The sequence below is a fragment of the Flagellimonas ulvae genome, from assembly GCF_049333175.1.
Lineage (GTDB): Bacteria > Bacteroidota > Bacteroidia > Flavobacteriales > Flavobacteriaceae > Flagellimonas.
This window is the reverse complement of sequence record NZ_CP186325.1, coordinates 2,438,591-2,452,838: the sequence shown is the minus strand read 5'-3', so window position 1 is coordinate 2,452,838 and position 14,248 is coordinate 2,438,591. Positions and strand designations below refer to the sequence as shown.

16 protein-coding genes are annotated in these 14,248 nt (G+C 38.9%); 6 read left to right on the top strand and 10 right to left on the bottom strand.

The window, feature by feature from the left end; all coding sequences use genetic code 11:
* Window positions 1-100 precede the first annotated feature (100 nt).
* Window positions 101-853, top strand: a complete 753-nt coding sequence (locus tag ACOKFD_RS11275) for a LytR/AlgR family response regulator transcription factor (protein ID WP_422858026.1) — start codon at window positions 101-103, stop codon at window positions 851-853.
* Window positions 854-855: 2 nt separating this feature from the next.
* On the opposite strand, the gene ACOKFD_RS11270 is transcribed toward ACOKFD_RS11275, so the two are convergent.
* The gene (locus tag ACOKFD_RS11270; RefSeq protein ID WP_422858025.1) at window positions 856-1,857 is read right to left on the bottom strand and encodes an NAD(P)H-dependent glycerol-3-phosphate dehydrogenase; all 1,002 of its coding nucleotides are present in this window, start codon (window positions 1,855-1,857) and stop codon (window positions 856-858) included.
* Between the two features lie 124 nt (window positions 1,858-1,981).
* Here ACOKFD_RS11270 and ACOKFD_RS11265 point away from each other — a divergent pair, with 124 nt between their 5' ends.
* The gene (locus ACOKFD_RS11265; protein WP_422858024.1) at window positions 1,982-2,905 is read left to right on the top strand and encodes a nicotinic acid mononucleotide adenyltransferase; all 924 of its coding nucleotides are present in this window, start codon (window positions 1,982-1,984) and stop codon (window positions 2,903-2,905) included.
* 133 nt (window positions 2,906-3,038) lie between these two features.
* On the opposite strand, the gene ACOKFD_RS11260 is transcribed toward ACOKFD_RS11265, so the two are convergent.
* Window positions 3,039-3,890: an AraC family transcriptional regulator gene (locus tag ACOKFD_RS11260; RefSeq protein WP_422858023.1), complete on the bottom strand. Its 852-nt coding sequence runs from the start codon at window positions 3,888-3,890 to the stop codon at window positions 3,039-3,041.
* Between the two features lie 133 nt (window positions 3,891-4,023).
* Here ACOKFD_RS11260 and ACOKFD_RS11255 point away from each other — a divergent pair, with 133 nt between their 5' ends.
* Both ACOKFD_RS11255 and ACOKFD_RS11250 read left to right on the top strand, forming a co-directional pair.
* A complete protein-coding gene (locus ACOKFD_RS11255) occupies window positions 4,024-4,995 on the top strand; it encodes a phytanoyl-CoA dioxygenase family protein (RefSeq protein ID WP_422858022.1) in 972 nt (323 codons plus the stop codon).
* 83 nt (window positions 4,996-5,078) lie between these two features.
* On the top strand, window positions 5,079-6,656 hold the full coding sequence (locus ACOKFD_RS11250; protein ID WP_422858021.1) for a SulP family inorganic anion transporter: 1,578 nt from the start codon (window positions 5,079-5,081) through the stop codon (window positions 6,654-6,656).
* Window positions 6,657-6,690: 34 nt separating this feature from the next.
* On the opposite strand, the gene ACOKFD_RS11245 is transcribed toward ACOKFD_RS11250, so the two are convergent.
* Genes ACOKFD_RS11245 through ACOKFD_RS11230 form a run of 4 tightly spaced genes read right to left on the bottom strand, consistent with a single transcriptional unit; the run spans window position 6,691 to window position 9,605 of the window.
* A complete protein-coding gene (locus ACOKFD_RS11245) occupies window positions 6,691-6,966 on the bottom strand; it encodes a hypothetical protein (protein WP_422858020.1) in 276 nt (91 codons plus the stop codon).
* Between the two features lie 57 nt (window positions 6,967-7,023).
* Window positions 7,024-7,614: a DinB family protein gene (locus ACOKFD_RS11240; protein WP_422858019.1), complete on the bottom strand. Its 591-nt coding sequence runs from the start codon at window positions 7,612-7,614 to the stop codon at window positions 7,024-7,026.
* Window positions 7,615-7,618: 4 nt separating this feature from the next.
* Window positions 7,619-8,338, bottom strand: a complete 720-nt coding sequence (locus ACOKFD_RS11235; protein ID WP_422858018.1) for a membrane or secreted protein — start codon at window positions 8,336-8,338, stop codon at window positions 7,619-7,621.
* Window positions 8,319-9,605 carry a hypothetical protein gene (locus tag ACOKFD_RS11230; RefSeq protein ID WP_422858016.1) on the bottom strand — a complete coding sequence of 429 codons (1,287 nt, stop codon included), beginning with the start codon at window positions 9,603-9,605 and terminating at the stop codon, window positions 8,319-8,321. The genes ACOKFD_RS11235 and ACOKFD_RS11230 overlap by 20 nt, the downstream gene beginning before the upstream one ends.
* A 99-nt stretch (window positions 9,606-9,704) precedes the next feature.
* Here ACOKFD_RS11230 and ACOKFD_RS11225 point away from each other — a divergent pair, with 99 nt between their 5' ends.
* The gene (locus tag ACOKFD_RS11225) at window positions 9,705-10,835 is read left to right on the top strand and encodes a family 16 glycoside hydrolase (RefSeq protein ID WP_422858015.1); all 1,131 of its coding nucleotides are present in this window, start codon (window positions 9,705-9,707) and stop codon (window positions 10,833-10,835) included.
* A gap of 9 nt (window positions 10,836-10,844) precedes the next feature.
* Here the strand turns inward: ACOKFD_RS11225 and ACOKFD_RS11220 are convergent, their stop codons facing one another.
* From ACOKFD_RS11220 to ACOKFD_RS11205, 4 genes are all read right to left on the bottom strand, one after another.
* Window positions 10,845-11,240: a GNAT family N-acetyltransferase gene (locus ACOKFD_RS11220; RefSeq protein ID WP_422858014.1), complete on the bottom strand. Its 396-nt coding sequence runs from the start codon at window positions 11,238-11,240 to the stop codon at window positions 10,845-10,847.
* Window positions 11,241-11,344: 104 nt separating this feature from the next.
* The gene (locus ACOKFD_RS11215) at window positions 11,345-11,824 is read right to left on the bottom strand and encodes a c-type cytochrome (protein WP_106143659.1); all 480 of its coding nucleotides are present in this window, start codon (window positions 11,822-11,824) and stop codon (window positions 11,345-11,347) included.
* A 65-nt stretch (window positions 11,825-11,889) separates the two neighbouring features.
* Entirely contained in the window at window positions 11,890-12,855 is a 966-nt protein-coding gene (locus ACOKFD_RS11210) for a YheT family hydrolase (protein ID WP_422858013.1), read from the bottom strand.
* Window positions 12,855-13,871: a bestrophin family protein gene (locus ACOKFD_RS11205; protein ID WP_422858012.1), complete on the bottom strand. Its 1,017-nt coding sequence runs from the start codon at window positions 13,869-13,871 to the stop codon at window positions 12,855-12,857. Before ACOKFD_RS11205 ends, ACOKFD_RS11210 begins: the two co-directional genes overlap by 1 nt.
* 89 nt (window positions 13,872-13,960) lie before the next feature.
* On the opposite strand from ACOKFD_RS11205, the gene ACOKFD_RS11200 reads away from it, so the two are divergent.
* Window positions 13,961-14,236 (top strand): UBP-type zinc finger domain-containing protein, encoded by a 276-nt coding sequence (locus ACOKFD_RS11200; RefSeq protein ID WP_422858011.1) that lies wholly within the window; start codon window positions 13,961-13,963, stop codon window positions 14,234-14,236.
* Window positions 14,237-14,248: the final 12 nt, after the last annotated feature.

Here is a 14,248-nt window from a genome sequence, read left to right as displayed (position 1 = left end):
TAAAACTAGAATGGCTATTTTTAGGCTAGCTGGATTTTATATCTGCTACGCTTGTTTTTATGTGAAAAGTAGGTGTAGCATGATTTGAAGTTTTGATGAAATGAATAAAACAAAGGACTTCTATCTTTTTAATTCACGAATTGCGACCCATATTCTATTTTGGGTTACGTATTATGTTCTTTTTGGATTTATCTGGGTGAATGAAGAAGGATATTTAGCTTCCTTTTATTTGGAGTTTCTTTTGATGCCTATTCGTATTTTGGCGGTATATTTTACAATTTACTTTTTACTGCCCAGATACTTAATGAAGAAAAGGTACTGGGCTTTCATATTGGGTTATGGGTTTATGTTGCTCATGGGTGGAATCTTGCAACGCGTGTTTATACATCTATTTTATGAAAACCTTCTATTAAATGATTCCAGTAGCGGGCTGTTCAACCTAATGATGTTGGTACGTGCCATAATACTTATAAATACCACTGTTCTACTGATTTTGGCCATCAAGATTTTCCAATTATGGGTAAAAGAATCCGAAAAAAACCAAAGTCTGGAAAGCGAAGTTTTGGAAATTCGCTCAAGCCGTAGAACCCATCGCGTGCCTACACAGGAAATTCTATTTATTGAAGGTTTGGGGAATTATGTAACCTATCATTTAGCGGATAAATCAAAAATTACCAGCTACGGTACCATAAAATCAACTTTGGAGATACTCCCAAAGAACTTCACTCGCGTGCACAAGTCATATGTGATAAACAAGTATCATGTAAAATCTTATGATACCATGACCATAGATGTCAGCAATAATTCCATTCCCAGAGGAAAAAGTGTTACTGATGATCTTTTGGCCCCATAGTTCTAGTCTAATTTTTCTGTAAGCCGTTTAAATGTCTTTTTTGCTTCTTTTTCTTTATAAAGAATGTTGTAAACAGCATCAATGATTGGAGTTTTTGCTTTTTTCTCCAATTTGGACATTAAATCATGGGCACTCTTTGCGGCATAGTAGCCCTCAGCTACCATGTTCATTTCCATCATGGCGCTTTTGACGGTATATCCTTTACCAATCATATTGCCGAACATGCGGTTTCGGCTAAAAATGGAATAACCCGTAACCAACAAATCGCCTAGATAAGCGGAGTTATTGATGTTTCGCTTCATTTTATGTACACAACTAATAAATCGTTTCATTTCCCGAATGGAATTGCTCATCAAAACGCTCTGAAAATTGTCTCCATACCCTAAACCATGTGCTATTCCAGCTGCTATTGCGTAAATATTTTTCAGCATTGCCGCGTATTCAGTACCAATTATGTCATCGGATATTTTGGTCCGGATATAATGACTTCTCAAGTTTTTAGCCACCAATTCAGCTTTGGAAGTATCAGAACAAGCTAAAGTGAGATATGATAGGCGCTCAAGGGCAACCTCCTCAGCATGGCATGGTCCAGTCAACACACCAATGTTTTCAAATGGAATGTGGTAAGCTTCATGCAAGTGTTCCCCCACTATCAATCCTGTTTCCGGAACAATACCCTTAATGGCGGAGAAAACGATTTTATCCTTTATAGCTAAGGTCAAATTTGCAAACTCTTTCTCCAGAAAAGCCGAGGGAATAGCTAAAATCAACACATCTGAAGCTTCCACAATTTCATCAATAGAAGAGCTTAGATGTAATTGGGAAACATCAAATTGGGCAGAGCTAATATAATGCGGATTATTACCTTCTCGTTGTAGATGCCTGATAATGGAATCGTTACGAATATACCAGGCTATTCGGGCCATATTTTCAGAGAGCATTTTTACAATGGCAGTACCCCAACTACCGCCCCCTATAACGCCAAACCTAAGTGAGTTTTGCATGTTTCAGATTAAGGGTTCAAAACTAATCAATCCTTTAAACAATACATTGATATCTGATTATCAAATAGTTATATTTTTTGGCATAATGCTTGGTTGAGTAAAGTGTAATCAAAAGACTAGAATTATGAGGAATGGAAAACTACTATTCGGATTACTTTTTATAGGCCTCTTGGCCTCATCATGTTATACCGATGTTATTATCGAAGATGACTTCATTGAAGCATCACCGGTTAACACTGCTCTGGTTTTAGAGAGTTATGACTTATGGTATATCGACATCAACGCAAGCCGAGGAAATGGAGAAGTTCCTTTTTTACAGCGAGCGTTTACCATTTCTTTTAATAGAGGTATAGTCTATGTGAACAATAATTTGGCAGGCTTAGGAAAAACTGGCAATGGTTTTGGTATTGATGTGGGGGCATATGGAACTTTGAACGGTGCTGTGGAAGTAGATCATGATATTGATGGTCTTTGGTTTTTGGAGGTCTTGGCCATAAATGATAGGACAATTGAGCTTTATAATCCAAATACAAATACTTCTTACGTATTAAGGGGTTATCAAAGGAACAACTTTGATTATGATTTGGTGTTCTATGATAATATCCACATGTTCTTGCAGGAATATGAAGCTTGGGAGAAAACATTCACGAGCGAAGTTGGTGCCATCAATGAGTTCGATGAAGAGAATTATCTACAGTTTTTATCTGGTGGTGGTCAAGGCGTTTTCCGTTCATCTATAGACAACCTAGCCATACCACTTGTGGATTTGGTTTGGGATTATGAGGGGATATATGAGGTTTTTGATGTACAAGGAGATAGCACGCTTAAAACTTTAACACTGGATTACGATTTCTTGGGCAATGATTATTTCGAGCTCTACGTTATTGATGATAGTACCATAGAATTGTTTCATGTAGCAAGCGGTACAGTATATGAGTTCACAGGAAGAGGGTTTATTCAGTATTTAAAGTCAAATCCAAAGATTGGGAAAAAGCGGGAAAAAGTTAAAAATTCTATAATGTCTGTGACTCGGCAAAGAAAAATGTAAGGACAAAACATAGTGTTCGACTATATAGACAAGTTTTTTGGTTGGTTATTTAGTTAAAAATCGCCTCAAGTGCTAGCTTGGGGCGGTTTTTTTGTGCCAAGAACGGAATAAATGCAGCGTCAACTGACTCTTATCAGGACGTTTTTCGAAAATGTTTCTTGAAATCAGAAGGGTTTTGATGGCTAATTTTTTTGAAAATCCTATTAAAATAGGAAAGGCTCTCAAATCCACATTCATAACAAGTTTCGCTAATATTTTTCCCCATCAACAAGAGTCTTTTGGCCTGACTAATGCGATATTGATTTAGAAAATTAGTAAATGTGTTCCCCGTGGTCTTTTTAAAATAACGACAGAATGACTCCGTACCTAAATTGCAAAGTTCAGCTACCTCCCCAATCGCAATTTTACGTTGGTAGTTTTTATCTACAAATTCATGAATACTTCGAAGTCTATCCTGTTCTTTTTTTCTATAGGTATTCACAAAAGGACGGTCATGCAATAAATAATATTCTTTACTATTAGCTAAACACTTTAAAATTTGAATAGACTCCATAAATAATTCAAAAGGAGAGAGCGTAAAAAGCTTCTTTAACTGAGCACCAACTTGTTCTTTGGTTCTTCCAGTAAAAACGATGCCATGACTAGACCTTTCAAAGAGGGTAAGAATATCGTTAAGTTCAGAAATATTGAGAAGTACGTTTTCCTTGAAAGATGGTTTTATGTGTAGAACTTCCTTAATGTAATCGGTTTGAACGCCATAATCAAAATTCAAATGAGGAATATTGGAACCGATGAATACCAAATCACTTTTAGTATAACTTGAAATACTCTCACCTACATGTCGGGTAGCACTGGCACCTTCAATGTAAACCAATTCGTATTCAGGATGGAAATGCCAATAGAAAAGATGATTTAATCTGGGGAGGTGCAAAAGCCGAAAGGGACTATTGGTATTTGGCGCTATGGTCTCTAATTCAATTTTCACATAAATACCTTATAAAAGGTATAAATTAATCAAAAAAATCAAAATAGTTCAAATTTGTATCAATATTATGGTAGAACATGCTTTTCGATAAACGTAGATTTACATAATAGAATAATCAGGTAAAAATAAATGTATGGACAGCGCAGAAAAAATGGAAATGGCCAATAAGGCTCATGAAGAAATTCCAGGCAATCCTTCAACATCAACAAGTAGTACACAAAAACTTAATGATCGTTCAAATGGACAACCGCTGAAAGTTTTATCTGAGGCAGACTGGAAGTTTTGGAAAGAAGAAGGGTATATCGTTATAAAAAATGCTATTTCAAGGGAGCAAGCTAAGGCCACAGCGGACTTTTTATGGGAATTTGATGAAAAGGACCCTAACAATTCGGAGACCTGGTATGCACCGCCAAGAGCTGAAATGAAAATGAAAGAGCTTACAGGTACAGGTATGGTAGAGGTCTACAACCACCAGCACCTTTGGAATAACAGACAGACACAAAAAGTGTATGATGCTTTTGTGGATGTTTGGGGCACAGAAAAACTATGGGTAACCATTGACCGAGCTAACTTAAATTTTCCATTGCAGCCTGGGGTAGATAAAAAGGGTTTCATCCATTGGGATTATGATCCTGAAACTAAACCTCAAAATGTTCAAGGAGTCTTAGCATTGGCCGACCAAACCGATGAAAATATGGGAGGATTCCAATGCATTCCATGGCTATATCGTAATTACGATACTTGGAAGTTGACCCAACCTGAAGACAGGGACCATTTTCAACCAGACATATCAGGTTTGGAAGACAAAATTGTAAAAGTAAAGATGGAAGCTGGGGACTTGTTGATTTTCAACAGTACGCAGCCTCATGGTATCCGTCCGAACAAATCTGGAAATAAGGTGCGTGTTGCTCAATATATCTCTATGATGCCAGCGGAAGAGGAGAATGAATCTTTAAGGCAATGGCGAATCAACTCATGGAAAAATCGAGTTGCACCAGAAGGCTACGCTTTTCCAGGGGACCCCAGAAATTGGGAGCGGGATAAATATGAAACCGCTAAATTAAATCCGTTGGGAGAACGATTACTAGGCCTAACAGCTTGGTAGGATTATTAAATCCATAAAAATAGGTGAGCTAACTCCCTACTTTACAGAATAGTGCTATTTTTGCCGGCTTCAAAACATGGGCAATGAAAAAGTACTTGAACCTTTTTGATTTTTCGCAGAAAGTAAATTATCGCACAGAAGTCTTATCAGGACTTACCGTAGCCTTGGCCTTGGTTCCGGAGGCTATTGCGTTTGCCTTGATTCCAGGCTTTTCTCCATTGACAGGTCTTTATGCGGCCTTTGTATTGGCTTTGGTGACTTCAATATTGGGAGGTAGACCGGGTATGATATCCGGGGCAACAGGTGCTGTGGCGGTAATCTTCGTAGGATTGATTTTAGAACTCAAACGGACTTTTCCTGGAATTGAGCCCACAACAATATTAAACTATGTGTTTGCAACGGTAATTATTGCCGGTGTCATTCAAATTTTAGCGGGACTGCTTCGTCTGGGAAAATTCATTAGGCTTGTACCTCATCCGGTAATGTTTGGATTTGTAAATGGTTTGGCCATTATCATTTTTATGGCGCAATTCCCCAATTTTTATGAGAAGGGAACAGAAGAACTTTTATCAGGAACACCCTTGTACACCATGTTGGGTTTAACGCTTTTGACTATGTTGATTATTTGGGGTTTTCCTAAGCTGACAAAAGCATTCCCTTCATCGTTGCTTGCTATTGTTGTGGTTTCCGCTGTTGTAATCGGCTTTGGAATTGATACATTGACGGTTGCAGACACTATACAAGAAGGTGAAAGTATTAAAGGTGGGTTTCCGCCATTATCTATACCCAAAATTCCATTTACGTGGGATACGTTTCTGATTATCATTCCCTATTCGGCCATTGTAGCGGGAGTAGGTTTAATAGAAAGTTTGTTGACGCTGAATATTATTGATGAAATTACGGAAACAAGGGGTAGTGGAAATAAAGAATGTGTAGCGCAAGGAACTGCAAATATCCTCTCCGGATTCCTATCTGGAATGGGAGGTTGTGCCATGATAGGGCAGAGTTTGATCAATACTTCGTCTGGGGCAAGAGCAAGGCTTTCTGGAATTACCGCTGCTGTGATGCTATTGGTTTTCATCATGTTTGGCAGCAGTTTGATAGAACAACTGCCTATGGCAGCTTTGGTGGGACTGATGTTTATGGTGGCCATAGGAACTTTTGAATGGGCCAGCTTTAAAACATTTAGGAAAATGCCAAATTCAGACGTTATAGTTATGGTTTTGGTGACTTTGATTACTGCCATCACGCATAATTTGGCGGTCGCTGTTTTACTCGGTGTTATTATTTCGGCACTAGCGTACTCCTGGGAAAATGCAAAACGTATTCGAGCAAGAAAACATGTAGATGAAAATGGAGTAAAACACTATGAAATTTATGGCCCTTTGTTTTTTGGCTCAACAACCCTGTTTTCGGAAAAATTTGACGTTCAAAACGACCCTAGCGAAGTAATCATTGATTTTCAAGAAAGTAGAGTAGCCGATATGTCGGGTATTGAGGCTCTGAACAAGATTACCGAACGCTATGCCAAAGCAGGGAAAAAGATACATTTGAGACATTTGAGCAAAGACTGTATTCGCCTTCTAAAAAATGCGGAGGATATTATTGAAGTCAATGTAATGGAAGATCCGACCTATAAAGTAGTGGTAGATAAGATTTAGGGTATTCCAGAAGCTACTTTAAAATTGGCTAATCCTAAAAAAATACTAGGTAAGTTATAAGAGCAAGAAAACATAGTACAAGAAAAGCATAGACAAAGTGCTTTATTTCTTGAATTTTATCTCTTCTGGCTTGGGCGATAATTCTATCTCTTATTTTCTTTTGTTCGAAAGGGGTCAGTTCTTTGAATTCCAGTTGTATATCACGAGCATAGCCTTTATAGGCTTCCCTAATTTCGCTATAGCTGCGCCTTTTCTTTACTAAAGCCCGATTAGCCTTTACAACTAACATAGGTTGACTTGCTGAACCCATAAGTATTACTTTTAATTATAGGTGTCTGAAAAAAGCCTTTTGTTACAGATACGAGATTTAGTTACTTTGTACTTTACCTGTAAACACACTAATACTTGGATTGATAGGATTTCCGGTTACCCTGCGAAGCATGGTAATCTGCCCGGTATGATAGATACAATCGGAAAGCATCCCATTGATTAGATTCCAATACGGGAATGGTGTTTGTTTTTCTCCTCTTTGAAAGATTACCGCAAAATCTTCAAAATCAGATGCTTGTTTTCCAAGCATCGCTTTGCTGGCCGCTTTGAGATTGATTAAGGTCTTTTCTCGCAATTCGCTGTAGGTCAATTTAGAAAAATCAGTGGGTCGAATGTTAGGTGTGGCACTTGGTGCGTTAAGAATCATTTCGGACATCCCGTAAATGTGCTGTAAAGTTTCCAAAACACTTCTCGACTCTTCGGAGGGTTTATAGCTCCAGTCTTTCTCTGTTAATCCTTCGGTTGCCCAGTAAAACCGGAATCCCAAACCATCAATCATCCGAGACACAATATTTCCAGGGCCATAGTCGGAAGGGTAGTCCGGGATTTCTCGATAAGGTAATTCTTGAGATTTCATAGGGTTGGCTAAAAGAAAAACTATGAGAAGGAATCCTAATTTTTGTAGCATGCTATTATTGTTTTCGTGGACTCCAAATTTCGTAAATGGGTGAACCTTTGCTGCTTTTGCCAGAATGATGCCAATTACCATCTTCCAATTTAAAGTCAAAGGAAAGACTGGCTCCAACCCTTAAATCATCGCGGGAGAAAAATCCTATGTTTTCAACATATTTTCCGTTTTCCGAGGTATAGGTTCCTCCACCTGTTCCCATAAACTCTTTGGTCTCGGTATTATAGGCAATCCATTGAAATCGAGTACCGGATAAGATTTTCATGGTTTTTCTAGGTCGGTTTGTATCACGCTGTTGAATTTTACCTTCTCGCATTCTTCCCGAAATTAACCATGCTCCGTTCAACACTCCTGGAGAACCATCATCAATACGAGTCCAAACTTTATCCTCTAGATGCATTTTCCCATCTATGAGTTTAAACTCCAAACTTTGGGAAGTACCAACCAATTGGGGGTCAAAAGTTGCGAATTCATAGGTGCAGTTAAAATTTCCATCTTTGGCTTCGTAGGAACCGCCCCAAGTACCCATAAATTTTCCAGAATCCTTTTCAAAAAAAGCTTCGGATACAAAACCGTCTGAAATAATCACTACATGCTGCGTTTCCCAACCATCATCATTGGGGATTACCGTTTCCCATGCCCCATCAATGGACTGGGAATGCAGGGTAAGACTAAAAATTAGCAAGAAAATGGGAATGCAGGTTTTATCTATCATTGAACTCATCAGAATACAAAACTTTACCGTTTATATCTTTTAAAGATACGTAATCAATGGCCCCCTTTCCAGTGAAGGTAAAAATCAGGCCCATAATCTTTCCTGTTGCTCCAGTGAATTCGGTTTCCGTGGCCAAAATATCATTCAAATATAGCTTGAAGGTTCCTTCATGACAGATAATTTTAATGGTTTGCCACTCATCTAGTTTAGCGCCAAGTTTTGAGAAATCGTTTTCTGTCCCCATTAAAATGGTATCACTAAGTTTTAGATTTAAGTTGCTTTCACAGCCTTTATCAATGAGTCCTACCCATGAAACGTCCTTTTCATCAATCCATGTCACTTCCATGTAGGGGCAAGTTAAATTTTGGACATCTTCAAACTTTGCCCTCGTCTCAAGTATGAATGATTGGCTTTGAAGATTTTCAAATTCCCTAATATTAAAAAAAGACAGAATCAAATTCTGTTTTGGGTCGTAGCCAGCTTTTTGTAAATCTAGTTCCTCAACGTTCAAATTCCCTTCCGATATGATGTTTTCTTGATTTGGATAAAATGGAATATCCTGCATCCTCTTCGATTTCGCAGTGGCGAACCAGCCGTCAGTTTTGACATGGACACGTGTTTTTTTGATGACACTGTCGTTGGCAATCAACTTCGCCCAATGGAAGCCTGGATAATAATAGATTTCTGAAAAGTTTTTCTTTTCTGGACGTATAGCTGACTTATGCATCGGATTCCAAGAACGCTGTATAAAAAAGCTATCTGCTTCAATTCCAGTCAGGTCATAAGAAAAAATGACCGAGTTGGGTACATTGAAGGCTACTGTTTTATTGGCCGAGAAAGAAACTCCTTCGGGAACTACGATTTCTTTTTTCTTATTTGCCAGGGATATCAAAAGAAATGTCAACGCTGTTACACCCAAAACCGATAGGGCTAAAAGTGGTCTTGAAAAGCGTTTCTCGGGCTTAGCCTGGGTTGACGTAGGTTGTGAGAAGCTGTTCCCTTGATTCTGCCGAAAAGCATTCCAATTTTCAAAATCAACTAAAGAGACCAAAGCATCCAAAGTGCTGGGGTGTGGCATTTTACTGAAGTCGCCTTTCCAAAGCCGTTTCATAGTGGATATACTTATACGGATATTGGTCCTCTCCTCAATTAAGTCCGCCAAGTAATTCAAGTCCCTTTGTCCGAGAGTCTGTTTTGTTGATGCTTTTTCAGGAAAGTATCTGCCCATAATTTGGGCAATGCAACTATTCAATAAGTCTTTTTCAGCAGCGGTCATATTGTGAATTCAAAAATGAACGGGATTTGGATTATAAATAAACGGTTTTTGATGGTTTGTTACAGTAAGATCTATCTGAATTTTGAAAAAAACAACCACATGAAGCGTTTTAACAGAAAAATTGATTGGACCACACTTTTACTTCTGATATTGATTTCTAGTGAAGCGATGTTTGCGCAAAAAATCGAGTTCACCTCAGAAAATTGGAAGATTATTGATAATGAAAACAACCAAAACCTTGATTTTCATATAACCGATTACAAAGGGAAAAAAGCTTTGCGGTTGGGAAGGCACAAGATTGCCAAACTAGAAGGGAAATCTTTCGAAAATTTTGTGCTCGAAATGGACATTGCCGGCAAAGCCATGCCAGGATTGGGTTTTCATGCGAAGGATTTATTTGATTACGAGTTTTTCTATTGTAGAGTGTTTTCTGGTGGAAAGGAAGATGCGCTCCAATATGCTCCCGTGTACAACGCCGCTCTACCATGGCAGATATACAATATGCCGATTTATGAAACAAAAGCTGAATTCAAACCAGAGGAATGGTTCCATTTGCGAGTAGAGGTGTTTGATAAAAAGATGAGAGCATTTATTAATGATGAAAAAAGTCCAAATATGGAAGTGGAACTCCTACAGGATGAGACGGGAGAAGGGTTTTTGTTTTTGAAGACCAGTTTTGCCGAGGCCTATTTTGCCAATATTGAAGTCAAGAAATTGACCACTCCATTTTCGATTAAGGAGGTCAAGAACCCAAATTCGTATTTAACTGACTGGCAAATCTCAGAGCAATTAGAAGGCAATATTTACTCCCAGCGGCAATTTTATGAGTGGTTGAATGATGCTGAGAAAGACCATACATGGAAAAACATCAAGGCAAGTAAAAATGGAATCGTGAATTTGGCGCGTTACTTTGACCACCCCAAGGAGTCCATTTTTGCAAAAACCAATATTGTTTCGGAATCTGACCGAGAGGCTACTTTGGCCTTTGATTACACTCAGGTTTTATTGATGGTCTTGAACGATCAGGTGGTATTTTTTGGCCGTGAACTCGACACAGGTAATTTTATGCGTGTGATGGATGGTGAGGAAAAAATACAGTTATCCTTAAAAGAGGGTGACAACAAACTGGTGTTCTGGATACGATCGGATGACGAGTGGCAAGATGCAAATCCTCGTTATTTGGGAAGAAAACAAGCTATGAACTGGGGTTTCATCGCACGACTGGAATAAAAATAGCCCTCAGCCAGAAATCTTTTTGATGTAATGGACCAGAACATCTTCTTTTTGGAAGCCCAGTTTTTGGTGAAAGTCCTGAGCTGCAGTATTCCAATCCCAGGTATCTGAGCCAATTTCGGAACAGCCTTGAAGTTTGGTCCAATGTTCGCCTTTTTTAAATAGAAGTTTGGCAAGCCCTTGTTTTCGATAATTGGAATCCACATATATGGCTTCAACATAGCCTACTGGAGAGGTTTTCGAACCCTCCACATAGTCTGTTCTTATGGAAACCGTGACAAATCCAATTGAAGTGTTCCCAGACTTTCCCATAAAAGTCTTGTACTTCGGGTTATCTGCCATGCGCTTTAGCTCAAATTCAGTTTCCTCAGCGGGATAGTCCTTGAAGAGTATTAGGGACATATCTAGCCAAGATTGAAAATCGGAAGGTTTATAATCGACTATAGCGAGGTTATCCATAAGGATTACAATAAAAAAGAATATTAAAAACCCGCTCTAACTAAGTATTATAGGGTTCTTAAATATTCAGCCAAATCACGCGCTTCTTCTTCAGTAAGATTCTGATTCAACATGATGGCATTGTTATACTCTTTCAATAAAGCTTTGGCAATAGGGTCCTCTTTGAGCATACCATCAGGATTCAACATCATGTTCATCACCCATTCCGGACTTCTTCGTTCATAAACCCCTTTCATGGCAGGTCCAATCATACGTTGGTCCACCATGTGGCAGGCCACACAAATAGCGTTGAACTGAGCTTCTCCACGGGCCGCCATCTCGGTATCGATTTCATCCGGAAAAGATACTTCTTTGATTGGGCCAATCCCTTTGTTGTTCAAATCTACCGGAACGCCTTCATTGGCTACCGTTTTTTTATCTTCGGATTTAGTGCGGCTTACTTCAAAACCGTCTTTTTTCTCTTCTTTTTTTCCTCCGCAGCTTACAACAAATGCTCCAAGAGCCAGTAATAGGATTGCTTTTTTCATGGTGATTGCTTCAAATTGGATATGACATTAACGAAGACACTAAGATAGGGAATAGCAGGTAAATGCTAACTGGAGTTTTTCATGAAAAACTCCAAGGCTCTTTTTTCTGTGTAGGTGATGTTGTTTTTTCCCCAAAACCCAACATGTCCTCCATAGGCAGGAACTTCCAAATACAAGTGATGGTTTTTATCAGCTTCTTCATAGGGATAGCAGGTAGCTCCTAGGAAAGAATCATTCTTGGCATTGATGATTAAGGCTGGTATGTCAATTGTTTTAAGAAATTGAAGAGAGCTACAGCTCGTGTAGTAATCCATGGCATCCTTAAAATTATGGGCCTTACTGGTATACACATCATCAAAATCCTTTAGAGTGATTATTGATTTGATTTCAGCATCTGAGATTAACTCCGGGAAGAGTTTTTGTTTCTGACGAAGTTTTTGAAGTAGGTTTCTTTTAAAACGCTTCGCATAGAGCATATTTTTGGAAGAAAGCAATTGCTCGCATGAAGAATGAAGATCGCAAGGTACGGAGACAGCTACTGCAGCTTTAATTTCCTTGGGTATACCTTCTTGTTCTCCTAAATATTTCAGCAACAAATTGCCGCCCAAACTAAAGCCTTTGATATGGATTGAAGCATACTTTTTGTTTTCTAAAATATGATTGATGACTTCCGTTAAATCCTCCGTAGCTCCAGAATGGTATGACCTGTATAATTGATTGGGTTCGCCACTGCAGCCTCTAAAGTTGACCGCGCATGCATCAAATTCATTGGCATTGAACAGTTTAGCACTACCGGTTATGTAGTGTCGTTGGGCGTCTCCTTCCAATCCATGAAGTAGAATGACCAGTCTGTCTGATTTGTCATTTGAAAAGCTCCAATCCAAGTCCAAAAAGTCGCCATCCATAAGTTCAATTCTTTCCCTTTGCTGATTAAAGCCATTTACTTGCCTTACTAGACCAGCATATATGGTTGAGATATGGCCGTTCTTGAAAAAATGGGGAGGACTATACCTAGAAGTGACTAAGGGCATTAATACAAAATATTGTCTTTGGGTTTAACAGGCTCAGGTAGCTCTTGTTCATCAAGCATGTCCCTTAGGTCAATTTCAATGGTTCGGCACAATGCGGTCATCGGTACATCATTGATTCTACCTTCAAAGGGATCTTCACTATTGTCCCCAACGGTTTCCATTGTGACAAAAATCCAAGAAATCAAAACGGAGAATGGGATTTGCAGAAAAATCAACCAATCCATACCATCTACGCCAAAATCCTGGTTGTGCGCCTCGAAAACATTGAGCAGACCAAAAGGTACCAATAACACGAAAATCCATGTGAACACCTTTGAAAAAAAAGCATACTGTCTGGGGAAAGGGGTGTTTTTTATGCGTTCGCACTTTCCTTGTAAATTGTAGAACTCCTCTAAAACTGCTTGTAATTGGATTTCCTGAAAACCGTCAATCACTCCATCCTCCCTTAGTTTGGTCACATCAAGGGCTTGATTTTTTACCAAATGGGTGGCCGGATTGACTCTTTTTTTCAGATCACTGAACTCTCGCATGCTCACAAAATGATAGGCTTCGTTGCAGGAGATGTTTCGTTCGCCGTGTTTATCAAAAACACGCTCAACCGCCTTACCTTCCTTAATACTCCAAGATCTTGGCTGCCTCAGTTGAACCCGTAAAGCATTCAGCCAAGCGACATGACGAAGAATCATTTGTTGTTGCATTTTTTTGTCTGCTTCAGGGTCATCTGACTGAACAAAGGAGAGCACCCTTATACCCCAGGTTCTGCTATAGTTGACAATGCCCCCCCAAATTTTTCTGCCTTCCCAAAAACGGTCGTAGCTCTGGCTATTTTTAAAACCAATATAGAAAGAGACTGCTATGCCAATTACGCTAAGGGGTTGAAAGGGAAGGTCAATAAAGGTCCAATTTAAACCATAGTAAACGCCGAAAATAATAAGGGCGTATACAGTAAAAAAGATCAGGTTCTTCCAACTATATCTGAGAACGATTTCCCAACTGATATTGCGTTTAATGTACATTTGGACAGATTATGAACTAAAATAAAGAAATCTTATCTATTCGAAGTGGGTTCTAACAAACTAAGACACCTTTATTGTATTTTTAGGTAATGGTTATGAGAACAAAAAAATGCGAACACCTTGAGGCAATCACTGAAGTTAAGCGAGCGGATAAATATGAATGTGCTGAGTGTGTAAAAACTGGAGACCGATGGGTCCACTTAAGGACCTGCCAAGACTGTGGAATTACGTTATGCTGTGATAGCTCACCTAACAAACATGCTAGTAAACATGCAACTTCTCATAATCATCATGTCATTAGTTCTGCGGAACCCAATGAGAACTGGTTGTGGTGTTATGAACATAAGTCGATTGCGAAGTATTAAGTTGACAGAGAA